The organism is Streptomyces sp. NPDC050619, from assembly GCF_040654815.1.
Classification (GTDB): Bacteria; Actinomycetota; Actinomycetes; order Streptomycetales; family Streptomycetaceae; genus Streptomyces.
In genome coordinates this window covers 120,890-137,750 of the sequence record NZ_JBFAIR010000032.1, presented here as the reverse complement: position 1 = coordinate 137,750, position 16,861 = coordinate 120,890, and the positions used below count along the sequence as shown (strand labels likewise).

Below are 16,861 nucleotides of genomic sequence, written 5' to 3'. Positions count from 1 at the left end.
CGCGGCGTTGCGCGCGGTTCCGATCACCTCGAAGCCCGCCGCGGCGAGGGCGCGGGCCGTTTCCCTGCCGACGCCCGATGAGGCGCCTGTCACGATTGCCACCGGCCGAGTTGTCGCCATCACGAGCTCCCTGGTTTTGAATTACGGTCGTATGTCTTACGTTCGTACGACCATAGAGTGGTCGTCGGTCGATGGCAAGTGGTCACGCCCGGCGATCCGCGGAAGATCTGAAGAAGATCCGGCGGACACGGTCCGTAAATGGCTACGAGTCCTGCTGGGCGGCCGGACGGCGTGCGATGCCGAGGTAGTGGCCCAAGCGGAGTTCCAGCTCTTCGGGACCCGTTTCGGCAGCGAGCTTCTCGAAGTGGGGCAGGAATGCCTGGACCTCTGGCCAGGTCATGGCGCTCAGGAATTGCGTGTAGGCCGCTCGCAGGGCGGCATCGGGCGGGAGCGTCGCCCGGTTGACCTGGGCCTTGGCGGCTGCCAGCGCCGCCTTGTCGAATGACGCCAGCCGGGTTGCCATACCGTCCACGAAGCCGTCCAGCTCGGCGTCGGCGATCGTGCGGGTCACCCATCCGTAGCGTTCTGCCGTGTCGGCGTCGTAGTCGTCGCTGCTGAGGATGACTTCGAGTGCCCGATCCCGTCCGATGAGCCGGGGCAGGTGTTCTGTGCCCCCGCCGCCCGGAAGAATCCCGCCGCCGACCTCGGGCTGGCCGAACACCGCGTGCTCGCGGCTGGCGTAGCGCAGATCGCAGGCCAGGGCCAGTTCGTTCCCGCCGCCCCGGGTCCGTCCGCGGATGGACGCGATGCTGATGAACGGAGCTGTGGACAGCCGTACTACGAGATCGATCCACGCCGGCGTCGCCTCCGGATCGGACGGCACGAAGTCGGCGGCCCGGCCGAGATCGAAGTGGTTGAAGAAGTAGCCGGGTGTACCGCTGGTGAAGACGGCGACCTGAACCTGCGGGTCCTCGCTCAGCTCCGTGACGACCTCGACCAGTCGGGACACGGTCTCCCCGACGATGAGGTTCACCGGTGGATTCGAGAAGGTGATCTCGCGGATTCCTGGTGTCAGCCGCTGCACGCTGATCGTGCTGGGTTGCGTCATCGTTCGCTCCAAAGGTGATGCCGGCGGTTTGCCAGGGAGGCGTGTTCGTCGGGGTGCACTGAACTGGCAGAGGCGACGCCCAGGTCAGTCGGCCGACTGGGTGCGCAGCGCAGCGCTGCTTGCCGAGGGCGGAGCGGGGTGACGCGACACAACCTGCTGACGCGGCCGGCGGTCGGGACGGCGGTGTGGCGCGGCCTCGGTTTCGGGTCCCTGGCCGCCGCGGCGATCGCGGCGTCCGTCCCAACGAGCTGAGCCACTGTCCTGCCGACGCTCCCGACCCGGATCGCCGTCCCCATGTCTTCCCCCTGCGGTGGGGCGCGAGTGCACTGATCACGTCCGACGCTACGAAGGAAGCGAGGGAAACGGATCCGTCACCGTGTCCGTCACCGTGTCCGTAAAGATTTGGCGTGGTGTCGTGGAACTTGGGTTGCCGGAAGTGGCTGCGGGTGATCGCAACCCTTAAGCTTTCAAGCAAATGGACCTATATGGACGGCGCCCGGAGCGGGCAGCCCTTGACCGGATCCTTGACGGTGCGCGTCAGGGATTGGCAGCGACCATGATGTTGTGGGGCGACCCCGGCATCGGCAAGACCGCCCTGCTCGAATACGTGGCCGAGTCCGTGGCTGCGGACTTCACCGTCCTGCGATGCGGGGGCACTCGCCTGGAGTCGGGACTGACGTTCGCCGCACTGCACGAATTGCTGTGGCCGGTGACGGAGCGGATCAGTACGCTCCCGGAGCCGCAGGCCAACGCCTTGAACGGGGCGCTCGGTACCAGCAACGACGCGGCGGACCGGTTCCTGATCGGCGTGGCCGTACTGACGCTCGTCGGCAAGCTGGCCAGGGAACGGCCGGTGCTGATCATCGCCGACGACGCCCAATGGCTGGATGAGCCCTCCGCACAGTGCCTGGCCTTCGCCGCGCGCCGCCTGCGGAACGAGCGCGTGGTCATGCTCCTCACCGGACACGACGACCCCGTCGACGGCCTCTGGGAGAAACTGCCGGCCTTGGAGGTCCGGGAGCTGGGCGACGAGGACGCCCGGCTCCTCGCCCGTGCCGTGGCTCCGCACGCGGACGAGTCGGTGATCCGCCGCACGGTCCGCGCGGCAGCCGGAAATCCCCTCGCGCTCCAGGAGCTGTCCACGTCCGTGGCGGCCGGCGACCTCGCGGCACACCCTCTCGCCGATGAGCGGATCGCCGTCGGGCCCCGCCTGCGCCGCGCCTTCCGCGCCCGCATCGAGAGGCTGTCCGCGGCTGCCCGCACCGCGCTCCTTCTCGCCTCCGCCGATGACCGCAGCGATCGCAACACCCTGTGCCAGGCCGGTGATGTGCTCGGCCTCGACCCCGTCGCGTGGGACGAGGCGCTGCACTCGGGCCTGCTCACCACGCGCTCGGACGGGCGGATCCGCTTCCGCCACCAACTGATGGCGGCGGTGGTCTACGAGGAGGCGCCGCCCGCGAACCGCCAGGCCGTCCATCATGCGCTCGCCTCCGTACTGACCGGTGAGAACGCCGACGAGCTGCGCCCCTGGCACCTCGCCGCGGCATTGGAAGCCGTGGGCCGACCCGAGGAGGAGGTGGCCCGGCTGCTGGAGGAGTCGGCCCACCGGTCCTGGGCGCGCGGCGGCTGCGCCACGGCGGCCCGTGCCCTGCGGCGCGCGGCGAAGCTGTCCCCCTCCAGGGACGACGCGGCCAGACGACTGGCTCACGGAGCGAGGGCGGCCTGGGAGGCCGGCCACGTCGACGTGGCGCGGCGCATGCTGGAGCGGGCCGAAGAGCTTTCCTCCGCGTCCACGGTCGCGGATCTCAGCGAGGGGCTGCGCGGGCTGATCGAGTTCGCGCACGGCGATCTGGAAATCGCCTGCCGGCAGCTGACCCGGGACATGGAGCGGGTGGCCGATCCCGGGCAGGCGTTCAAGCTCGGCAGCATGGCACTGCGGGCGGCGTGGGCGGCCAGTCACAGCGCACTTCGGCGCGAGGCGCTCCAACGCCTCGAACGGCGGCTCCCGAAAGGGGACTTCCCGAACGCCGACCTGCTGCCGCTGCTGCGCGCATGGTGGACGGAGGACCAAGGGGGCAGCGGCGCCGATGACCGCGACCAGATCGTGGCCCCCGACATCGTTGCCGCCCGCGCTGACATCCTCACCCGGCTCAGCGGCCGTTCCTGGCTCCTGATGCCACCGGCACCGCTGGCGGTGGCCTGGGGCATCGAGTCCGCCCTTCAGGAAGCGCTCCGCCGCGAGACCGACACGCTGCGGCACACGGACCAGGTCACCGCCCTGACCCAGACGCTGGTCCAGACCGTGGCGCTCGACATCGCGCAAGGCTCCTGGACCTCGGCCGCGGCGAACGCCCTTGAGGGGCTCCACGTGGCTGAGGGGACCGGCGACGACCACTTGGCGGGGCAGTGCCGCACCAATCTTGGATGGCTGGCCGCCGCGCAAGGCGATGAGCAGACCGTCGCGGACGTCGCCGCCCGGTTCAGCGAGATGTGGGTGCCCCGTGGGGTGCGCGTCTTCACCGCCTGCGCGGAGTGGAACCTCGGCATGTCGGCACTCTTCGCCGGCCGGGCCGAGGAGGCGCTGGACCGCCTGGTCCGGCTGACCGAGGACGGGCACCACGCGGCGAACGACACCGTCGCGGTGCTCGCCGCGCCGGACACCGCCGAGGCCGCCCTCCAGGCCGGGCAGCGGGCGACGGCCGAGGAACAGGCGCGGCTGCTGCGGCGGTGGGCCGAACGGACCAACGCGTCGTGGGCGATCTCCGCGACGCACCTTGTCCACGCACAACTGGCGTCGGGGGCGGATACGGAGAAGCAGTTCCGGCTCGCCCTGGATGTCCCCGGAGCCCAGTCGCGGCCCTTCAACTACGCCCGCACGCGCCTGCTGTACGGCGAGTGGCTGCGGCGGGCCGGCCGCCGTACCGACGCCCGGACTCAGCTGGCCGAAGCCGCGGAAACCTTCCAGCGACTCGGCGCGGCGCCCCTGCTCGCCCGCACCCGGGCCGAACTGGAACTGACCGGGCAGCACCTGCGCCGCGACTCCGCACCGGCCCGGGACACCGCCGCCATCCTCACGGCGCAGGAGTTGAGAGTCGCCCGGCTGGCCGCGCAGGGGCTCACCAACCGGGAGATCGGGGCACAGCTGCTGATCAGTCCTCGCACGGTGGGTCATCACCTGGCCAACGTGTTCCCCAAGCTCGGCATCGTCTCGCGCGCCGACCTCGCGCGCATCGACTTCGGGAACGGGTTGCATCTGATCGGCTGACGAAGCGCTGACCGAAGTACCCGGCCGACTCGCCCCAGGCTCCGGCCGGGCCCCCGGGCCCCCGGGTCCGCACCTGTCCGGAGACCAACTCGACGCCCGGCGGAGGTGGGTGCGGCATGGTCGAGCCTCCGCTGCGATCACCGCCGGGTTCAGGGTGTCGAGCGGCGGCGGGGTCGGCCGGAACGCGCGGGAGCGATCCGCCCCCTTCTGGACGCCCGACTGGATGAGCCCGGCGTCCTCGCCCACCGGTACTCGCAACCGCGCCGCCCCGGATGCCGATGGCCCCGCTTCGGGTTTCACAACTCCCGGTAGAGGGCCGCGGCCCGTTCGCTGGCCGCGATGGCGTCCTCGAGTCGTCCCAGCGCCAGGAGCGCGTCCCCCAGTACGGACAGCGCGTCGGCTTCGCCCCGGGGATTCCCGGTCTCCCAGTAGATGTCGGCCGCGTGCTGACAGGCGGTGGCGGCCTTCTCCAGCTGGTCGTCCGCGTAGCGGCTCCGTCCGAGCAGAGCCAGGGCGTCGGCTTCGCAGGGTCGGTTCTCGGTCTCCCGGTAGACAGCGGCGGACTCCTCACTGGCGGCAATGGCCTCCTCGTGCCGCCCCTGCGCGTAGAAGGCCCGGCCGAGGTTGTAGAGCGGTGGGCCCAGCCGCTGGCCGTGGCCGGACCCGCGGAACAGCTCGGTGGCGCGCCGGCACGCGGAGATGGCTTCCGTGAACCGTGTCGCGCCCAGTAGCCCATGGCTCAGATTGACCAGCGCCGCGGCTTCGAGGTAGGGGTCGCCGATCTCCCGGTACAGGGCGGCAGCGCGCTCGGCCGCGGTGATGGACGCGTCCTCCCGGCCCACCTTTCCGAGGGCATGGCTCAGGTTGGCCAGCTCCATGGCTTCGAGGTACCGGTCGCCGATCCCGCGGTAGATGTCGGCGGCGCGCTCGCAGATGTCGACGGCATCCTCGAACTGCCCCGACTGCACCAGGATCGAGCCGTACTGGGAGAGGACTTCAGCCGCTTCGGCAGGCCGGTCGTTCTCCTGGTAGGTGGTGGCGGCCTGCTGGAGGGCGGCCTTGCATTCCGCCATCCGTCCCAAGCCCGCGAAGGACTTGCCGAGATCGGCCAGCGACTCGGCCAGAGCGGAGCGCTGTTCGCTGGTCGCGGCCAGTCGCCGCTGGATGGCCACGGCCTCCTCGGCGATCGTGAGGGCCTCCTCATGGCGGCGCAGCCCGGAGAGATGGCCGCGCAGGATGCGCAAGGAGTTCGTCAGGTCGGGGGCGTGCGCGACGAAGTTGGTCGCGGCCAGCCCTCTCTGGATGGCCACGGCCTCCTCGCTCGCCCGCAGGGCCGCTGCCCAGCGCCCCAGGCCCGACAGTCGTATGGCGAGGTTGTTCAGCACTCGGACGAGGTCGGGAAGCCGCGCGCCGGGGTTGGATTCGACCAGTTGCCGCTGGATGCTCACCGCTTCCTCGGCCGGGGCGAGGGCTTCTTCCTTACGGTCCAGCTTCTCCAGAATGCTGCTGACATTGGTCAGCAGGGTCGCCAGGGCGGGCTGGTAGACGGCCGGGTTGGTCTGGGCCAGTCGCCGGTAGACCTGGGCAGCCTCCGCGGTGACGGTCAGGGCCTCCAGCGGGAGCTTCAGTCCGATCAGGGAGCGCCCGAGGTTGGTCAGTGACATCGCCAGATGCGGGAGCTGTGTGGCGGGGTCGGCCTTGGCCAGCTGCCGGTAGACCTGGGCGGCCTCTTCGGTCGCGGCCACGGCCTCCTCGGGGCGATCCAGATCGTCCAGCATGAGGCCGAGGTTGCTCAGCGTCCCGGCGAGGTCGGAGCGATAGGAGGCGGGGTCTTCGTCGGCCAGCGCACGGCGAATGCTCGCGGCCTCCTGGAGGGCGAGCAGCGCGTCCTCGGGACGGCCCAGGTCCCGCAGCCGATTACCGAGGTTGGTCAGCGCGAACGCCAGACCGGGGCGTCCGGCGTCGGAATCGGGGTCGGCGCCGGCGAGCTTGCGGCATATCGTCACGGCCTCCTCGGAAGGAGCGAGCGCGTCCTCCCACCGGCCCAGGTTGGACAGGCGGTTGCTGAGATTGGACAGCATGGTCGCGAGATTGACGAGGTGGAAGGAGTTGACGTCGGCCAGCTCCCGGTACCGGCGGACGGCCTCCTCGCCCGCGGCCAGGGCCTGCTCGTGGCGGCCGGCATTGGCAAGGCGATTGGCCAGCGTGCCGTGCAGCCGAGCGTGTTCGACGCGGTCGGTGGTCGTGGCCAGGCGGTGGGAGATCAGGGCCTCGGCGACCGCCAGAGTTCCGATGTCCAGGTCGATATGGCTGCCCGTGGGCAGATGGGGTTCGATCGCCTCCAGTACGGCGAGCAGCTCGGGGTCGAGCGGACCGTCCGGCGAGCCGGCGGCCCGGAGGGCGGCGACCGCGCTCAGGGCGTCACTGCCGGCTTCGACGGCGAGGGTGGGATGCTCACGCAGCAGCGGGTAGAGGATTCCTTCGCCGAGATGGGGCCAGCGTGCGGCGGCGGAGGCGAGGAAGGTCACCGCGCGCGGGGCGATGACGGGCCGTAGTTCCTCCGCGGCGGTCAGCCTGGCGGGGACCCGCTTCGCCCAGGGGTCGGCCTCGTAGGCGCTGATGCGGTGCCCGGGTGTGAGCAGGCCCAGGAAGTCCTCCGCGAGGCGGTCCGGATAGAGGGGCTCCAGGACCATGTCGTCGTCGGCGGGCTGGTAGCAGGTCCGGTGGTCGTCGATGAGGTCCTGCGGGTGTTCGGAGAGTTTCAGTGTCTCCAGGGCGTGTTCGCCGGTGAGCTGGTCGACCGCTCCGGTGAGTACGGCGGTGAAGACGGTCCTGGCCATCACCGTGGGCCTGGTCCGGTAGTCCTGCCCGTGCCGTCCGGCGTCGTAGAGCCGCTGCCACGCCAGGCGTTCACGGTCCAGCAGGTACGCCGACAGCTCGTGCGGCTCGGTGAGCGAGGGCTTCTTGCCGTGGGCGTGGGCATCGACGGCGACCAGGGCGGCCATGTGCAGGTTCAGCGTCAGACCGTAGTCACGGTGGTCGAGGGAGCCGGCCGGCTGGATGCTCGCGGTGTCCGTGAGGCCGTACAGGCCGGTGCTCCCGTAGCGGTCGCGGGCGGCGGCGAACATCCGCAGGCGGTCCGCGGCGATCGAGGGCAGCGGCAGGTCATCGGCGTCGGCCCGGCGTTCGCCGAGTTCACCGCGGAGAGCGGCGAACCAGCGCACCGTACGGCCGATGAGCAGAACACGCGTGGGTCTTTGCTGGTTGAGCACGGGGTCGGACAGCAGGCGCGCCAGTTCGCTGTGCGCCCATCGGTCGGCGTAGTCGACGACGAGGAGTACGCCGGCCGCGTCGTCGGGCATGGCGCCGTGCATGTGCATGCCGTGGACCGAGAGGGACGAGGAGCCGAGGGAGGTGCCCTGGAAACCCGCCTGGAGGACCTGCCAGGGCTCCGCCCCCGACAACTCGGGGTTCCGCGATCGTTCGGCGAACTCCATCGCGAGCCGGGTCTTGCCCTGGCCGCCGGGAGCGTGCAGGAGAAGCACCGAGAGCCGCGCCTCCCGCGCGTCCCGCCACTGCCGCAGCCGTTCCAGCTCGGGCTCCCGGCCGACGAAGGGTACGACCTGGCTGCGGGCGTCGAGGAGGCGGCTGGGCTGTTTCATCAGCCATGCGGGATCGGGAGCGGCCGGGGCCGGAAGTGGCTCGACGGTGGGGACGCGCGCGCCGTAGAAGGTGATGTTCGCATGCGACGCCTGGATGCCCACACCGTCGCGCCCCACGCTCTGGTGGAAGTGGTTCTGGAAGTCCTCGGTCACGGCTGGGCTCCCGCGGTACCGGAACCGGGTTGGTCGTCGTTGCGGCGCTGGTCGATGTTCACCGTGACTTCCTCGCCCTGGATACCGGTGCCGCCGGTCCCGACCTGCTGGCTGAAGCGGGTGGTTGGCGCCGGCTGCCGTACCTCGGCAACCGGGACCGGCTGCGGTACCTCAGTAACCGGGACCGGCTGTTGTACGTCGCCCCCCGGAACCCAGATCCAGGCGTCCCTCTGGTACTCCTTCTTGTCCACCCAGGCCTGCCGGAACTCGTCCGTCCGGAAGGTGGTGTACCCCTGCTGTACGACATCACGGAAGACGATCTCCGACAGCGCGACCGCCAGGCAGGCGTCCGGCGCCCGGGTCAGGGCGTCGCGCAGGGCCGAGCTGTCGAGGATGCGGCTGATTTCGACCGGTGCGGTGTCCACGATGCCGTTGGCGCCCAGCGAGACCGGGCCGTTGTGGACGGCGGCTCTGAGCCTGAGCCACGTGTGCCGCATCCGGTCCCTGTTGAAGGCCCGCAGTCCGGCGTCCAGTCTGCGCATGAAGGGATCGACCAGGGCGGGTTCGGATGCCCCGCGTGGCAGGACCGCGAACAGCGAGTCCCCGCCCTCCTGCGTCATCCAGTGAGCGCGGTCCAGCACGGCTGCATCGGCCGCCTCGTCCACCAGCTCCACGATCGCCTTCTGGAACTGGCGTTGCCGCCCCGCGTCGGCACTGCCGTAACTCTTCGCGTCGAGCGCCAGCAGCAGTCTGCGCTCGAACACACCCATTCCGCCCCGCTCGTCCACACCGTTGCTCGCCATGACACCTCTCGTTACACGAGCTTCGCAGGGGAGGCCGCCGTATCACTCAATCCCCTGAGAATCAGCTGAGTTGCCCCACATCAGACCGGCGCTCGCTCCCCCCGGAGGCGAGCGCCGGCACTTCAGTCGTACACCCGCGCCACTGGTGCAACCCCGTGGATGTACGGGTTGCCGGCAGGTTCCGAGAACCCTCAGAAGTGACTGGTCCGGCCGGGGCGATCCCTCCTTACTGGACGGAAGGCACCCCTTTCGACCGGAGGAGACTTCATGGCACCGACCGGGCAGACAGCCGACAGCCGCCCCGCGCAGTACATGTTCACCGCGCTGCACACCACCCACCAGCACGCGGACACCAAGGCGGGCATCCTCGCGGCGGTGCAGGCGACGCTGGCCGGCACGGCGGGGACATGGAGTCGCGCGGCGGTGCGCGCGTGCGAGCAGTCAGGCGCGGCCGGAGCGTTCGCCGGAACGCTGCTGGCACTGTTCGTCTGCGGTCTGATCGGAGGCACGGTGAGCCTGGCGGCGACGCTTGTCCCGCGCATGATGCGGAGTCCGGACGTCAACCGCTACAGCTTCGCTCATCTGTCGTCGGGCCCGGACATCCTGCCCTCGGGAGGCCCGCGGACGGATTCCGAACCGGACTCCGCATCGGATTCCGAGGAGGCCGCTGAGCGCCGGGAGTTGTCGCAGACCGTACGGTTCCTCGCCCAGGTCGCCATGGACAAGTACCGGTGGCTGGCGCGGGCGGTGGTGTGCACGGCCGTCATGGGCGCGAGCGCGGGGCTGAGCGTGACCCTTCAGCCGATACTGCTCTGAGAACCGACCGGCTACCCTCCTACGGCCCTTCGACGGCCCTTCGACGGCCCTTCTACGGCCCTTCGTCCGGCAGGTCCGCGAGCCGCCTGAGGCGGGGCAGGTCCCGGACGGTCGTGGCACGGTAGCCGGTCTCCAGCACGCCTTGTTCACGCAGGTCACGCAGCACCTTCTGGACCGTCGTCTCGGCCGCGCCGGCCAGCGTGGCCAGCTCCGGCTGCGTCAGCCGGCAGCTGATCTCCACTCCGGCTCGGCGGGGAGAGCCGTAGGACTCGGCGAGTTCCACCAGCAGCCGGGCCAGCCGCACCTTCGCCGGGTACCCGCGGAAGTCCAGCCGCCGCCGGTTCGCCCAGCGCAGCCGGTCGGCGATGAGCGCGGCCAGCGCCATGGCGATCTCGGAACGGTCTTCGAGCAGTTGCCGCAGCGCGCCGTCCGAGAACACCCGGGCGGTCAGCGGACCGCAGGCGGTGACCGTCGCCGAGCGCGGAGCCCCGTCCATGGCCGCCATCTCACCGACCGTGTCCCCGCCGACCCTGACGGCGAGGAGCGAGGTCTCGCCGTTCTCCACGGTCGCTGTGACCTTGGCGAAGCCGGACAACAGCAGCAGTACGTGCCGCGAATCCGTTCCCTGGCTCAGCAGTACGTCACCCACATCGAAGCGGACCCCGGCGCCCAGGGCCAGCAGGTCCTGCCGCGCGGGCGGCGACAGCCTGCCCAGCAGAGTGCGCGCGGGCCACTCCTCGAATCCGTCCGGCACAACCACCCGCATCCCCCATCTCCCGGCGCGTCCTGGCTGGTACACCGGGAGCGTTCGCTGTTGGGCATCGTGGCACGAGAGCCCCGACAACTGGGCGGAGGAGGAGGAAGAGCCGGCTGAGGTCCTGGTTCACGCCGGAGCGCGGCACCCTCCTACGAGGCGATGGCCGCCTTGATCAGTACCTTTCCGGGGTGGTCCGCCTTCCCCGCGGCGATATCCATGACCAGGTGCGGGAAATCATCGAGGCTGATCTGCCTCGACGTCAGCTTTTCGAGGGGAAAGTCGTGCGGGTGTTCCGCATGCAGCCTGAAGGCTTCCTCGTAGTCCTCCCTGAGGCATCCGTAGGCACCCGATATGTCGAGCTGCTTCCCGAGATACTCCACGGACTCGATGCGTTCCTGTCGGCGAACGGTGTCGATGTCCGCCTGGCCGACGGGGAAACTGTCGCCCTTGCGTGTGCCGCCGTAGACGAACAGGACCGCTCCGTCGGTCGCCATGTCGGCGGCGGTTTCCAGGAGTTCCGTCGTGGCTATGGTGGGCGCCACCATCACGATGTCGAACTGGTTTTGGTGAGCCTGCGAGTTCGCGTCCGACAGGGGATGTATTTCGCCCTCGGCGAGAATCTTCTGGTCCCGTGCGAACGCGCGTCGCGTCTCTCCACGGTTGAACACCGAGACCGACGCTCCCAGGTGCCTGGCGTACATGGCGAACATCAGCCCCGCGCAGCCCGCGCCGATGATGCCCACCTTCTTGCCCTGGAGAGAGGGCAGATTCGTGAGGTCGAGCAGCTTCCTGAGCGCGTGCACGATGCAGGCGAACGGCTCGGGCATCCAGATGTCGTCCCGGATGTCCGGCTCCGGCACCCGCACCACGGCTTGGTCCAGCTGCTCCTTCGTGCCGTGTACGAAGACGTATTCGGCGAAGCCGGTCGTGCGCGTCGGAGTGATGTTGGGGTTGAGGGTGACCAGGTCGCCTTCCTGGAACCCGGTCCCGGCACCCGCGAAGACAGCGGTGCCGACGAGTTCGTGCCCGAACAGCGGGCCGCGGTCTTCGGGGACATCGCGTGAGCCGTGTATCTCTTTGGCGTCAGCCCGGCAGATTCCCATGTAGTCGGGCTTGATCACGACGGTGTCTTCGCCGAGCGCGTCCTGCGGGAAGGTGTGTGCGCCCATGCTGACGACGCCGTCCCTCAGTGTGGTCGTTACGTATGCGGCCGGGAGGCTTGGAAGGCTTGGCAATTCAACTCCTCATGTGAGCGTACGCGTTCGATGTCGAGGGCGAGACGTGTCATGTCGCCGTCGCGGTAGTCGTTTTCGAGGATCAGTGCTTCGGGTGGGTGTTCCTGTGCCTGAAGGGCGGCGAGTGCCTCCCATACCCGGCCGTCTCCCTCTCCGAGGAGTTCGCGGGTCACGACGCCGTTCGTGCCGTCCTTGAGATGGATCTGGGGCGCGATCCACTCGTGGGTCGCCTCGATCAGTGCCAGGACGTCGAGACCGGCCGCCCGCGGGTTGTAGGTGTCCAGCAGCAGCCGGAAGGAGGGGGCCGCCACTTCGTCGGCCAGCGTTCGCGCGCGCCGCGGGTCCAGGCCGTTCTCGTTGGCCAGGAGCAGCCCGCGTGCTTGTGCCTCCCGCGCCGCCCAGGACAGCACGGCCGCGGTCCGCCGCAGATCCCGCAGGTCGTCGATGGCGCTGCGGCGAAAGCTCGGTACGAACGCCAGCGGTGTGCCCAGGGCCACGGCCGTGTCGAGCACGCGTATCAGGATGCGGCGGGCACGCAGCGCGTCCTGGCTGCCCACCGGCGCGTTGAGCCCGATGTCGTTGAGTGTGTTGCCCGCGACCGCGAGCGGTCTCACCCCGTACCGGGCGCAGTCGTCCCGGAGCCGGTCCACGGTGCCCGCCGCGTCGAGCCAGGGTCCTCTGCCGGGGCCCCCGAGGTCGAGCTGGACGCCGTCGGTGCCCATCCCGCCCGCCAGCTCGACGGCGTCGAAGTGATCCCCCGGCAGCCGCCAGCCGGCAAGCCCGATGACGGGGGACCGGGTCACGATCCCGTACCCGACGCGATCGTGCGGCTCTGGGACACCGGCAGTTGCTCGCTCACCGGGTACCAGGCGCCCGCGCCGTCGACGACCAGCTGGGCACCGTGCAGTCCGGCTCCGGCCGTCGCCGCCAGCTCCCGGGCCAGCGGGGCGAAGCTCGCCGGCCTCATGTAGGTGCTGTAGTCGAACCCCTCCGGCCGCCTGCGCCGGATCCCGGCGGTGTCGACCATGCCGGCCGGCAGGGCCTGTACGACGCGCAGGGCTTCGGCACCGGGCGCTTCGGCGCTTTCCTCCTGCGCGACGGAGTTGAGGAGAGCCGAGGCGGCCGCCTTCGAGGCGGCGTATCCGGATCGCCCCGGCCCCGCGTTGTAGACGACCTCGGACGAGACCCCGAGAAAGACGCCCGGAGCGTCGGCACGGCGCAGGGCCGGCATCGTCTGAGAGAGCGTCAGCCACAGGCCGTGCAGGTTGACGTCGATCTGGCGCCGCCACTCCGCCTCGGTGCAGTCCCTGAAGATGGCTCGTCGGTCACCGTAGTGAACCGCCGAGTAGCAGACCGAGTGCAGGGGCTCGCAGGCGGCGAGTGTCAGGCTCTCGTTGACGTGGGCGGCGTTCGTGAGGTCCGTGGCCACCCAGCGGAGGCGGTCGGCACCGGCCCCGGTCGGAGCCGACCGGCTGAGCACCATGACGTCGAGCCCTGCCTCGGCCCAGGCGTCCGCGACGCCGCGGCCGATACCCGTGGACCCGCCGACCACCAGCGCGCGGCGGCGGGTTTGACCATGTGCTGTCACTGAGTCTCCAGGGGTGAAGGCGGCACGGGGACGAAACGCACCGCGAGTTTGATGAGCCGGCTCCCGGCGACGCTCCGCCTGCGACCGGCCGACAGGTCGTTCATGATCTGGGCAGCGTCCCGAGGCCCCACGACATGGGTCACCAGGTCGCGGTACGACGCCGGATCCCAGCACAACTCGGCGGCCGCCTCCGCGAGATGGCCGTTGCCCACACCGCGGTGGCCCGTCAGGCGTACGCGTCGGCCCTGCACGGTGCTCACGTGCGTGAAGGCGGCCGGCACGGGATGCCCCGCGCAGTTGGCGGCCCGGACGGCGGCCAGCTCGACCCCGGGCAGGAGCGCACTGGCGGCGCCCGGTGGGAGACCGCCGAACATGTCGACGGTCAGGTCACCGCCGTCGAGACGCAGGGCGGATTCGAGTGCGTCCAGGGTGCCGTCGCGCGGTGTCGCGAGCAGTGCGGCGACCGGTTCCCGGCCGAGCTGGGGTGCCTCGGCCCGCTCCCCGCCGAGCAGCAACTCCACGCCGGGTACGGGGTGCCTGGCGCTCCATGCCAGTCCGTCCCGCGTGTGGTGCACCAGGAGAACACGTACGCCCTCCCCGAGCCAGCGACGGGCAGCGCGTACGGCGAGCTGCCCGATGGTGCCGTCGCCGTACACCACCAGGGTGCGCGGGCGTGCCGTGTCCAGCAGGGTCAAGGCGTACCGGACGGCTGCCAGCGGCTCGATCAGCGTGCCGAGCACAGCGTCGGGCGGCTGCTCCAGCGGCATGACGAGGCCGTCCCGCACCGCTGTCGCGGGAATGCTGGTGCGCTCCTGCAACAGGCCGTCGACGTTGTGTCCGAGCAGGAAGGACGAGTCCGACCTGTGGGTCGGGTTGACCACGATCGGCACGCCCGGCCGCAAGGAGTCCGGGACACCCGCCCCGGCGGCGACCACCCGGGCGATGCCTTCGTGGCCGATGACCGGTGCCGGGTCGTCGCGCAGGCCGCGCAGCATCTGGATGTCCGTTCCGCACAGCCCTGCCACCTGCGTGGCCACCAGCAGCTCACCCGGTGCGGGCTGCTGGGTGGGACGCACGCGCAGTCTGACTCTTCCCGCCTCTCGTACGAGTGCCTGGTGATGGGGGATGTTCTGCGCCGTCCTCATGCCGGCACTCCGGCACACGCCGCGATCCCCGCACCCGCCAGGCTGTCGGCCTCCCCGGGACCGGTGAGGGTGATGCGCCGCTCCAGCCAGTCGGGGGAGCGGTCGCTGGTCAGATACAGGCCCTGCCGGGTGAGGTGTCCCATCAGGGCACGCTGGTAGTGGTGGCCGAGGCCGTGGACGACGCCGCCGGTCAGGACTGCCTCGTCGAGCTCGGGATCGAGGCACAACGCGGTGCGCAGGACGGCCGCGACGGGAGCGGTGACCGCGTCGAGCAGCTCGACCGCCAGGTCGTCCCGCTCGTCCAGCGCACGGCGCAACGACGCTTCGAAGTCCGCCCCTTCGGTTGTCAGCAGGCCGAGTCGAGAAGCGGCCCAGCGCCCAGGTTCCCGCTGCTGGAGGGCCTTCGCCATCCGTGCGATGCCGGGGCCGGAGGCGTACGCCGCCACGTGCCCCGTCTTCCCGCAGTCGCAGTCCAGCTCTATCGGACGTCCGGCCAGCTCGGCGGTGGCCGGCAGGTGACCGATCTCGCCCTGAAGACCGCAGCCGTCCACCGCGATCCGGCCCTGGCGCTGGTCGATGACTCGGCAGGCGATGCCCGAGCTGATGGTGGCCAGCAGGACTTTGCGGTGTCCGCGACGGCCGGCGGCTGCCGCGGCATGCAGGAGTGCGGCCGTGACGTCGTTGACGATGTGCCACTGGACGTCACGCCGCCGGGACGCCAGCGCCGCCCGCAGGTCGTACGGCTCGCTGTGCTCACCCCACAGCGGCGCCGAGGCGTAGACGATGCCCGAGCGGTGGTCGAGCGCGGCTCCGAAGGAGACGCCGACCACGGCATCCGGCGTCTGTGGAACCGCTTCGCACAGCTCCCGGACCATCATGTCCTGGAGCTCGCGGACCGTGGCCTCGGGAAAGCGCTTGAAACTGGGTGAGGGGCGTGAAGTACGGGCGCGTAGCTCTCCCCCGCGCAGCCACCACGCCTGGCGAATATGGGTTCCGCCCACGTCGAAGACGGTGATGGCCGTGCTCATACCGCCGCGCCAACCAGTTCACCCTCCGCGGTCGTCGCCTTCCAGGAGCCGACGAACTCCAGCGCACGGCCGAGCTCTTCCGCCGTGAGGTCGTTGGCGAAGACGACGGAGCCGATGCCCCGGGTGAGGGGAACACGCTGGAGCCCGTCGCGGTGCTTGACCGCGTCGGCGAGCGCCTCTTCGAGCAGCTCCGGCGTGAAGATCGGGTGCGAGATGGGGAGTTGGAAACCCTGGAGCAGCTTCAGCGCCCGGTCCGTGTCGCTCTTCGAGAGGTGCCCGCGCAGGTGGGCGAGGGCAACGCAGATCGCCATGTCGACGGCGACGGCTTCGCCGTGCAGCAGCGGCGGGTCGGCGCGCAGTTCCAGGGACGGGCTGAAGGTGTGGCCGTAGTCGACGGACCTCTCCAGCACCTGCTCCCAGAGGTTGGGCTCCAGTTCGTCGAGCATGCCGGAGATCGCCCGGGACAGGACCTCGCTCAGTGCCGAGCCGCAGCCGGCCAGGGTGTCGGGGGTGATGGAGCCGACCGTCGCCTCCAGGAGGTCGAAGAGGACGGCGTCCTTGACCAGGGCCATCTTGATGATCTCCGCCATGCCGTTGGCGACGTGGCGCGGATCGATGGTGCGGAGGAACTCCGGGTCGATCAGGGTGAGTTCCGGCGCGAAGTAGGCCCCGAGGCGGTTCTTGTGGTGGCCGTAGTTGATGCCGGTCTTCACCCCGATCCCGGCGTCGATCTGGCCGACCAGCGTGGTGGGGACGCGGACATAGGGCACGCCGCGGCGGTACATGCTCGCCGCGAAGCCGACGATGTCCAGGACCACACCGCCGCCGACGGCGACCACCTTCTCGGCGCGGCGCAGGATGCCCATCCGCGACATGGCCTCGGTGACGCGGACGGCCTGCTCGAGGTACTTCGCGTCCTCGTCGCCCTGGACGACCTGCCAGGTCGCCTGGATCTGCCAGCGGTCGAAGTACTCCGCGAGCTGTTCCCGGTAGAGGCTGTCGACCACGCTGTCGATCACCAGAAGGCAGCGGAACGGACGCCCCTGACCGCCGCCGCAGGCGCGGGCCAGGGTGGGGTTGTCGGCATCCAGCAGTCCGCGCACCATGCTGACGCTGTAGGCGACGGGCTGGTCGGCCCGGACATTCCAGTGAAGTCCGGGTGGCTTGGGGAGATCGGCAACCGGGTTCAGGCCGGCAGGCAGAGACGTTTCGGAACGGGACATGACAAGACCTCCAGGGGCGTCTTCGAACAAGTGGAAGCGCGACGGGGAGGGAACCGCGGGGGTCCATGAGGACCGGAG

Annotated in this window: 13 protein-coding genes; 2 read left to right on the top strand and 11 right to left on the bottom strand. The window is 70.4% G+C overall.

All coding sequences use genetic code 11. The features are described 5' to 3' along the window. Both AB0I77_RS39410 and AB0I77_RS39405 read right to left on the bottom strand, forming a co-directional pair. Positions 1-120, bottom strand: a 120-nt coding sequence (locus AB0I77_RS39410) for an SDR family NAD(P)-dependent oxidoreductase (protein ID WP_363287632.1), incomplete at its 3' end; no start/stop codon positions are given. Positions 121-262: 142 nt separating this feature from the next. Continuing rightward, positions 263-1,108: an enoyl-CoA hydratase/isomerase family protein gene (locus AB0I77_RS39405; RefSeq protein ID WP_363287622.1), complete on the bottom strand. Its 846-nt coding sequence runs from the start codon at positions 1,106-1,108 to the stop codon at positions 263-265. A gap of 475 nt (positions 1,109-1,583) precedes the next feature. On the opposite strand from AB0I77_RS39405, the gene AB0I77_RS39400 reads away from it, so the two are divergent. Beyond that, a complete protein-coding gene (locus AB0I77_RS39400) occupies positions 1,584-4,373 on the top strand; it encodes an AAA family ATPase (protein WP_363287621.1) in 2,790 nt (929 codons plus the stop codon). A gap of 296 nt (positions 4,374-4,669) precedes the next feature. Here the strand turns inward: AB0I77_RS39400 and AB0I77_RS39395 are convergent, their stop codons facing one another. Together AB0I77_RS39395 and AB0I77_RS39390 are read right to left on the bottom strand one after the other, a co-directional pair. Further along, positions 4,670-8,188, bottom strand: a complete 3,519-nt coding sequence (locus tag AB0I77_RS39395; protein ID WP_363287620.1) for a tetratricopeptide repeat protein — start codon at positions 8,186-8,188, stop codon at positions 4,670-4,672. After that, positions 8,185-8,991, bottom strand: coding sequence for a hypothetical protein (locus AB0I77_RS39390; RefSeq protein ID WP_363287619.1), 807 nt, complete (start codon positions 8,989-8,991; stop codon positions 8,185-8,187). The genes AB0I77_RS39395 and AB0I77_RS39390 overlap by 4 nt, the downstream gene beginning before the upstream one ends. Before the next feature lie 267 nt (positions 8,992-9,258). Between AB0I77_RS39390 and AB0I77_RS39385 the strand changes: the two genes are divergently transcribed. Continuing rightward, a complete protein-coding gene (locus tag AB0I77_RS39385) occupies positions 9,259-9,807 on the top strand; it encodes a hypothetical protein (RefSeq protein WP_363287618.1) in 549 nt (182 codons plus the stop codon). Between the two features lie 52 nt (positions 9,808-9,859). Here the strand turns inward: AB0I77_RS39385 and AB0I77_RS39380 are convergent, their stop codons facing one another. The 7 genes from AB0I77_RS39380 to AB0I77_RS39350 form a co-directional block, all read right to left on the bottom strand. Then, the gene (locus AB0I77_RS39380; protein ID WP_363287617.1) at positions 9,860-10,573 is read right to left on the bottom strand and encodes a Crp/Fnr family transcriptional regulator; all 714 of its coding nucleotides are present in this window, start codon (positions 10,571-10,573) and stop codon (positions 9,860-9,862) included. A gap of 140 nt (positions 10,574-10,713) precedes the next feature. Further along, positions 10,714-11,733 (bottom strand): alcohol dehydrogenase catalytic domain-containing protein, encoded by a 1,020-nt coding sequence (locus tag AB0I77_RS39375; protein WP_363287616.1) that lies wholly within the window; start codon positions 11,731-11,733, stop codon positions 10,714-10,716. A gap of 29 nt (positions 11,734-11,762) precedes the next feature. Continuing rightward, positions 11,763-12,602, bottom strand: a complete 840-nt coding sequence (locus tag AB0I77_RS39370; protein WP_363287615.1) for a TIM barrel protein — start codon at positions 12,600-12,602, stop codon at positions 11,763-11,765. Beyond that, positions 12,599-13,387 carry an SDR family oxidoreductase gene (locus AB0I77_RS39365; RefSeq protein WP_363287614.1) on the bottom strand — a complete coding sequence of 263 codons (789 nt, stop codon included), beginning with the start codon at positions 13,385-13,387 and terminating at the stop codon, positions 12,599-12,601. Before AB0I77_RS39365 ends, AB0I77_RS39370 begins: the two co-directional genes overlap by 4 nt. Continuing rightward, the gene (locus AB0I77_RS39360; RefSeq protein ID WP_363287613.1) at positions 13,384-14,532 is read right to left on the bottom strand and encodes an alcohol dehydrogenase catalytic domain-containing protein; all 1,149 of its coding nucleotides are present in this window, start codon (positions 14,530-14,532) and stop codon (positions 13,384-13,386) included. Before AB0I77_RS39360 ends, AB0I77_RS39365 begins: the two co-directional genes overlap by 4 nt. Continuing rightward, positions 14,529-15,560, bottom strand: a complete 1,032-nt coding sequence (locus tag AB0I77_RS39355) for an ROK family protein (RefSeq protein WP_363287612.1) — start codon at positions 15,558-15,560, stop codon at positions 14,529-14,531. The genes AB0I77_RS39360 and AB0I77_RS39355 overlap by 4 nt, the downstream gene beginning before the upstream one ends. Continuing rightward, entirely contained in the window at positions 15,557-16,783 is a 1,227-nt protein-coding gene (locus AB0I77_RS39350) for a sedoheptulose 7-phosphate cyclase (protein ID WP_363287611.1), read from the bottom strand. The genes AB0I77_RS39355 and AB0I77_RS39350 overlap by 4 nt, the downstream gene beginning before the upstream one ends. Positions 16,784-16,861: the final 78 nt, after the last annotated feature.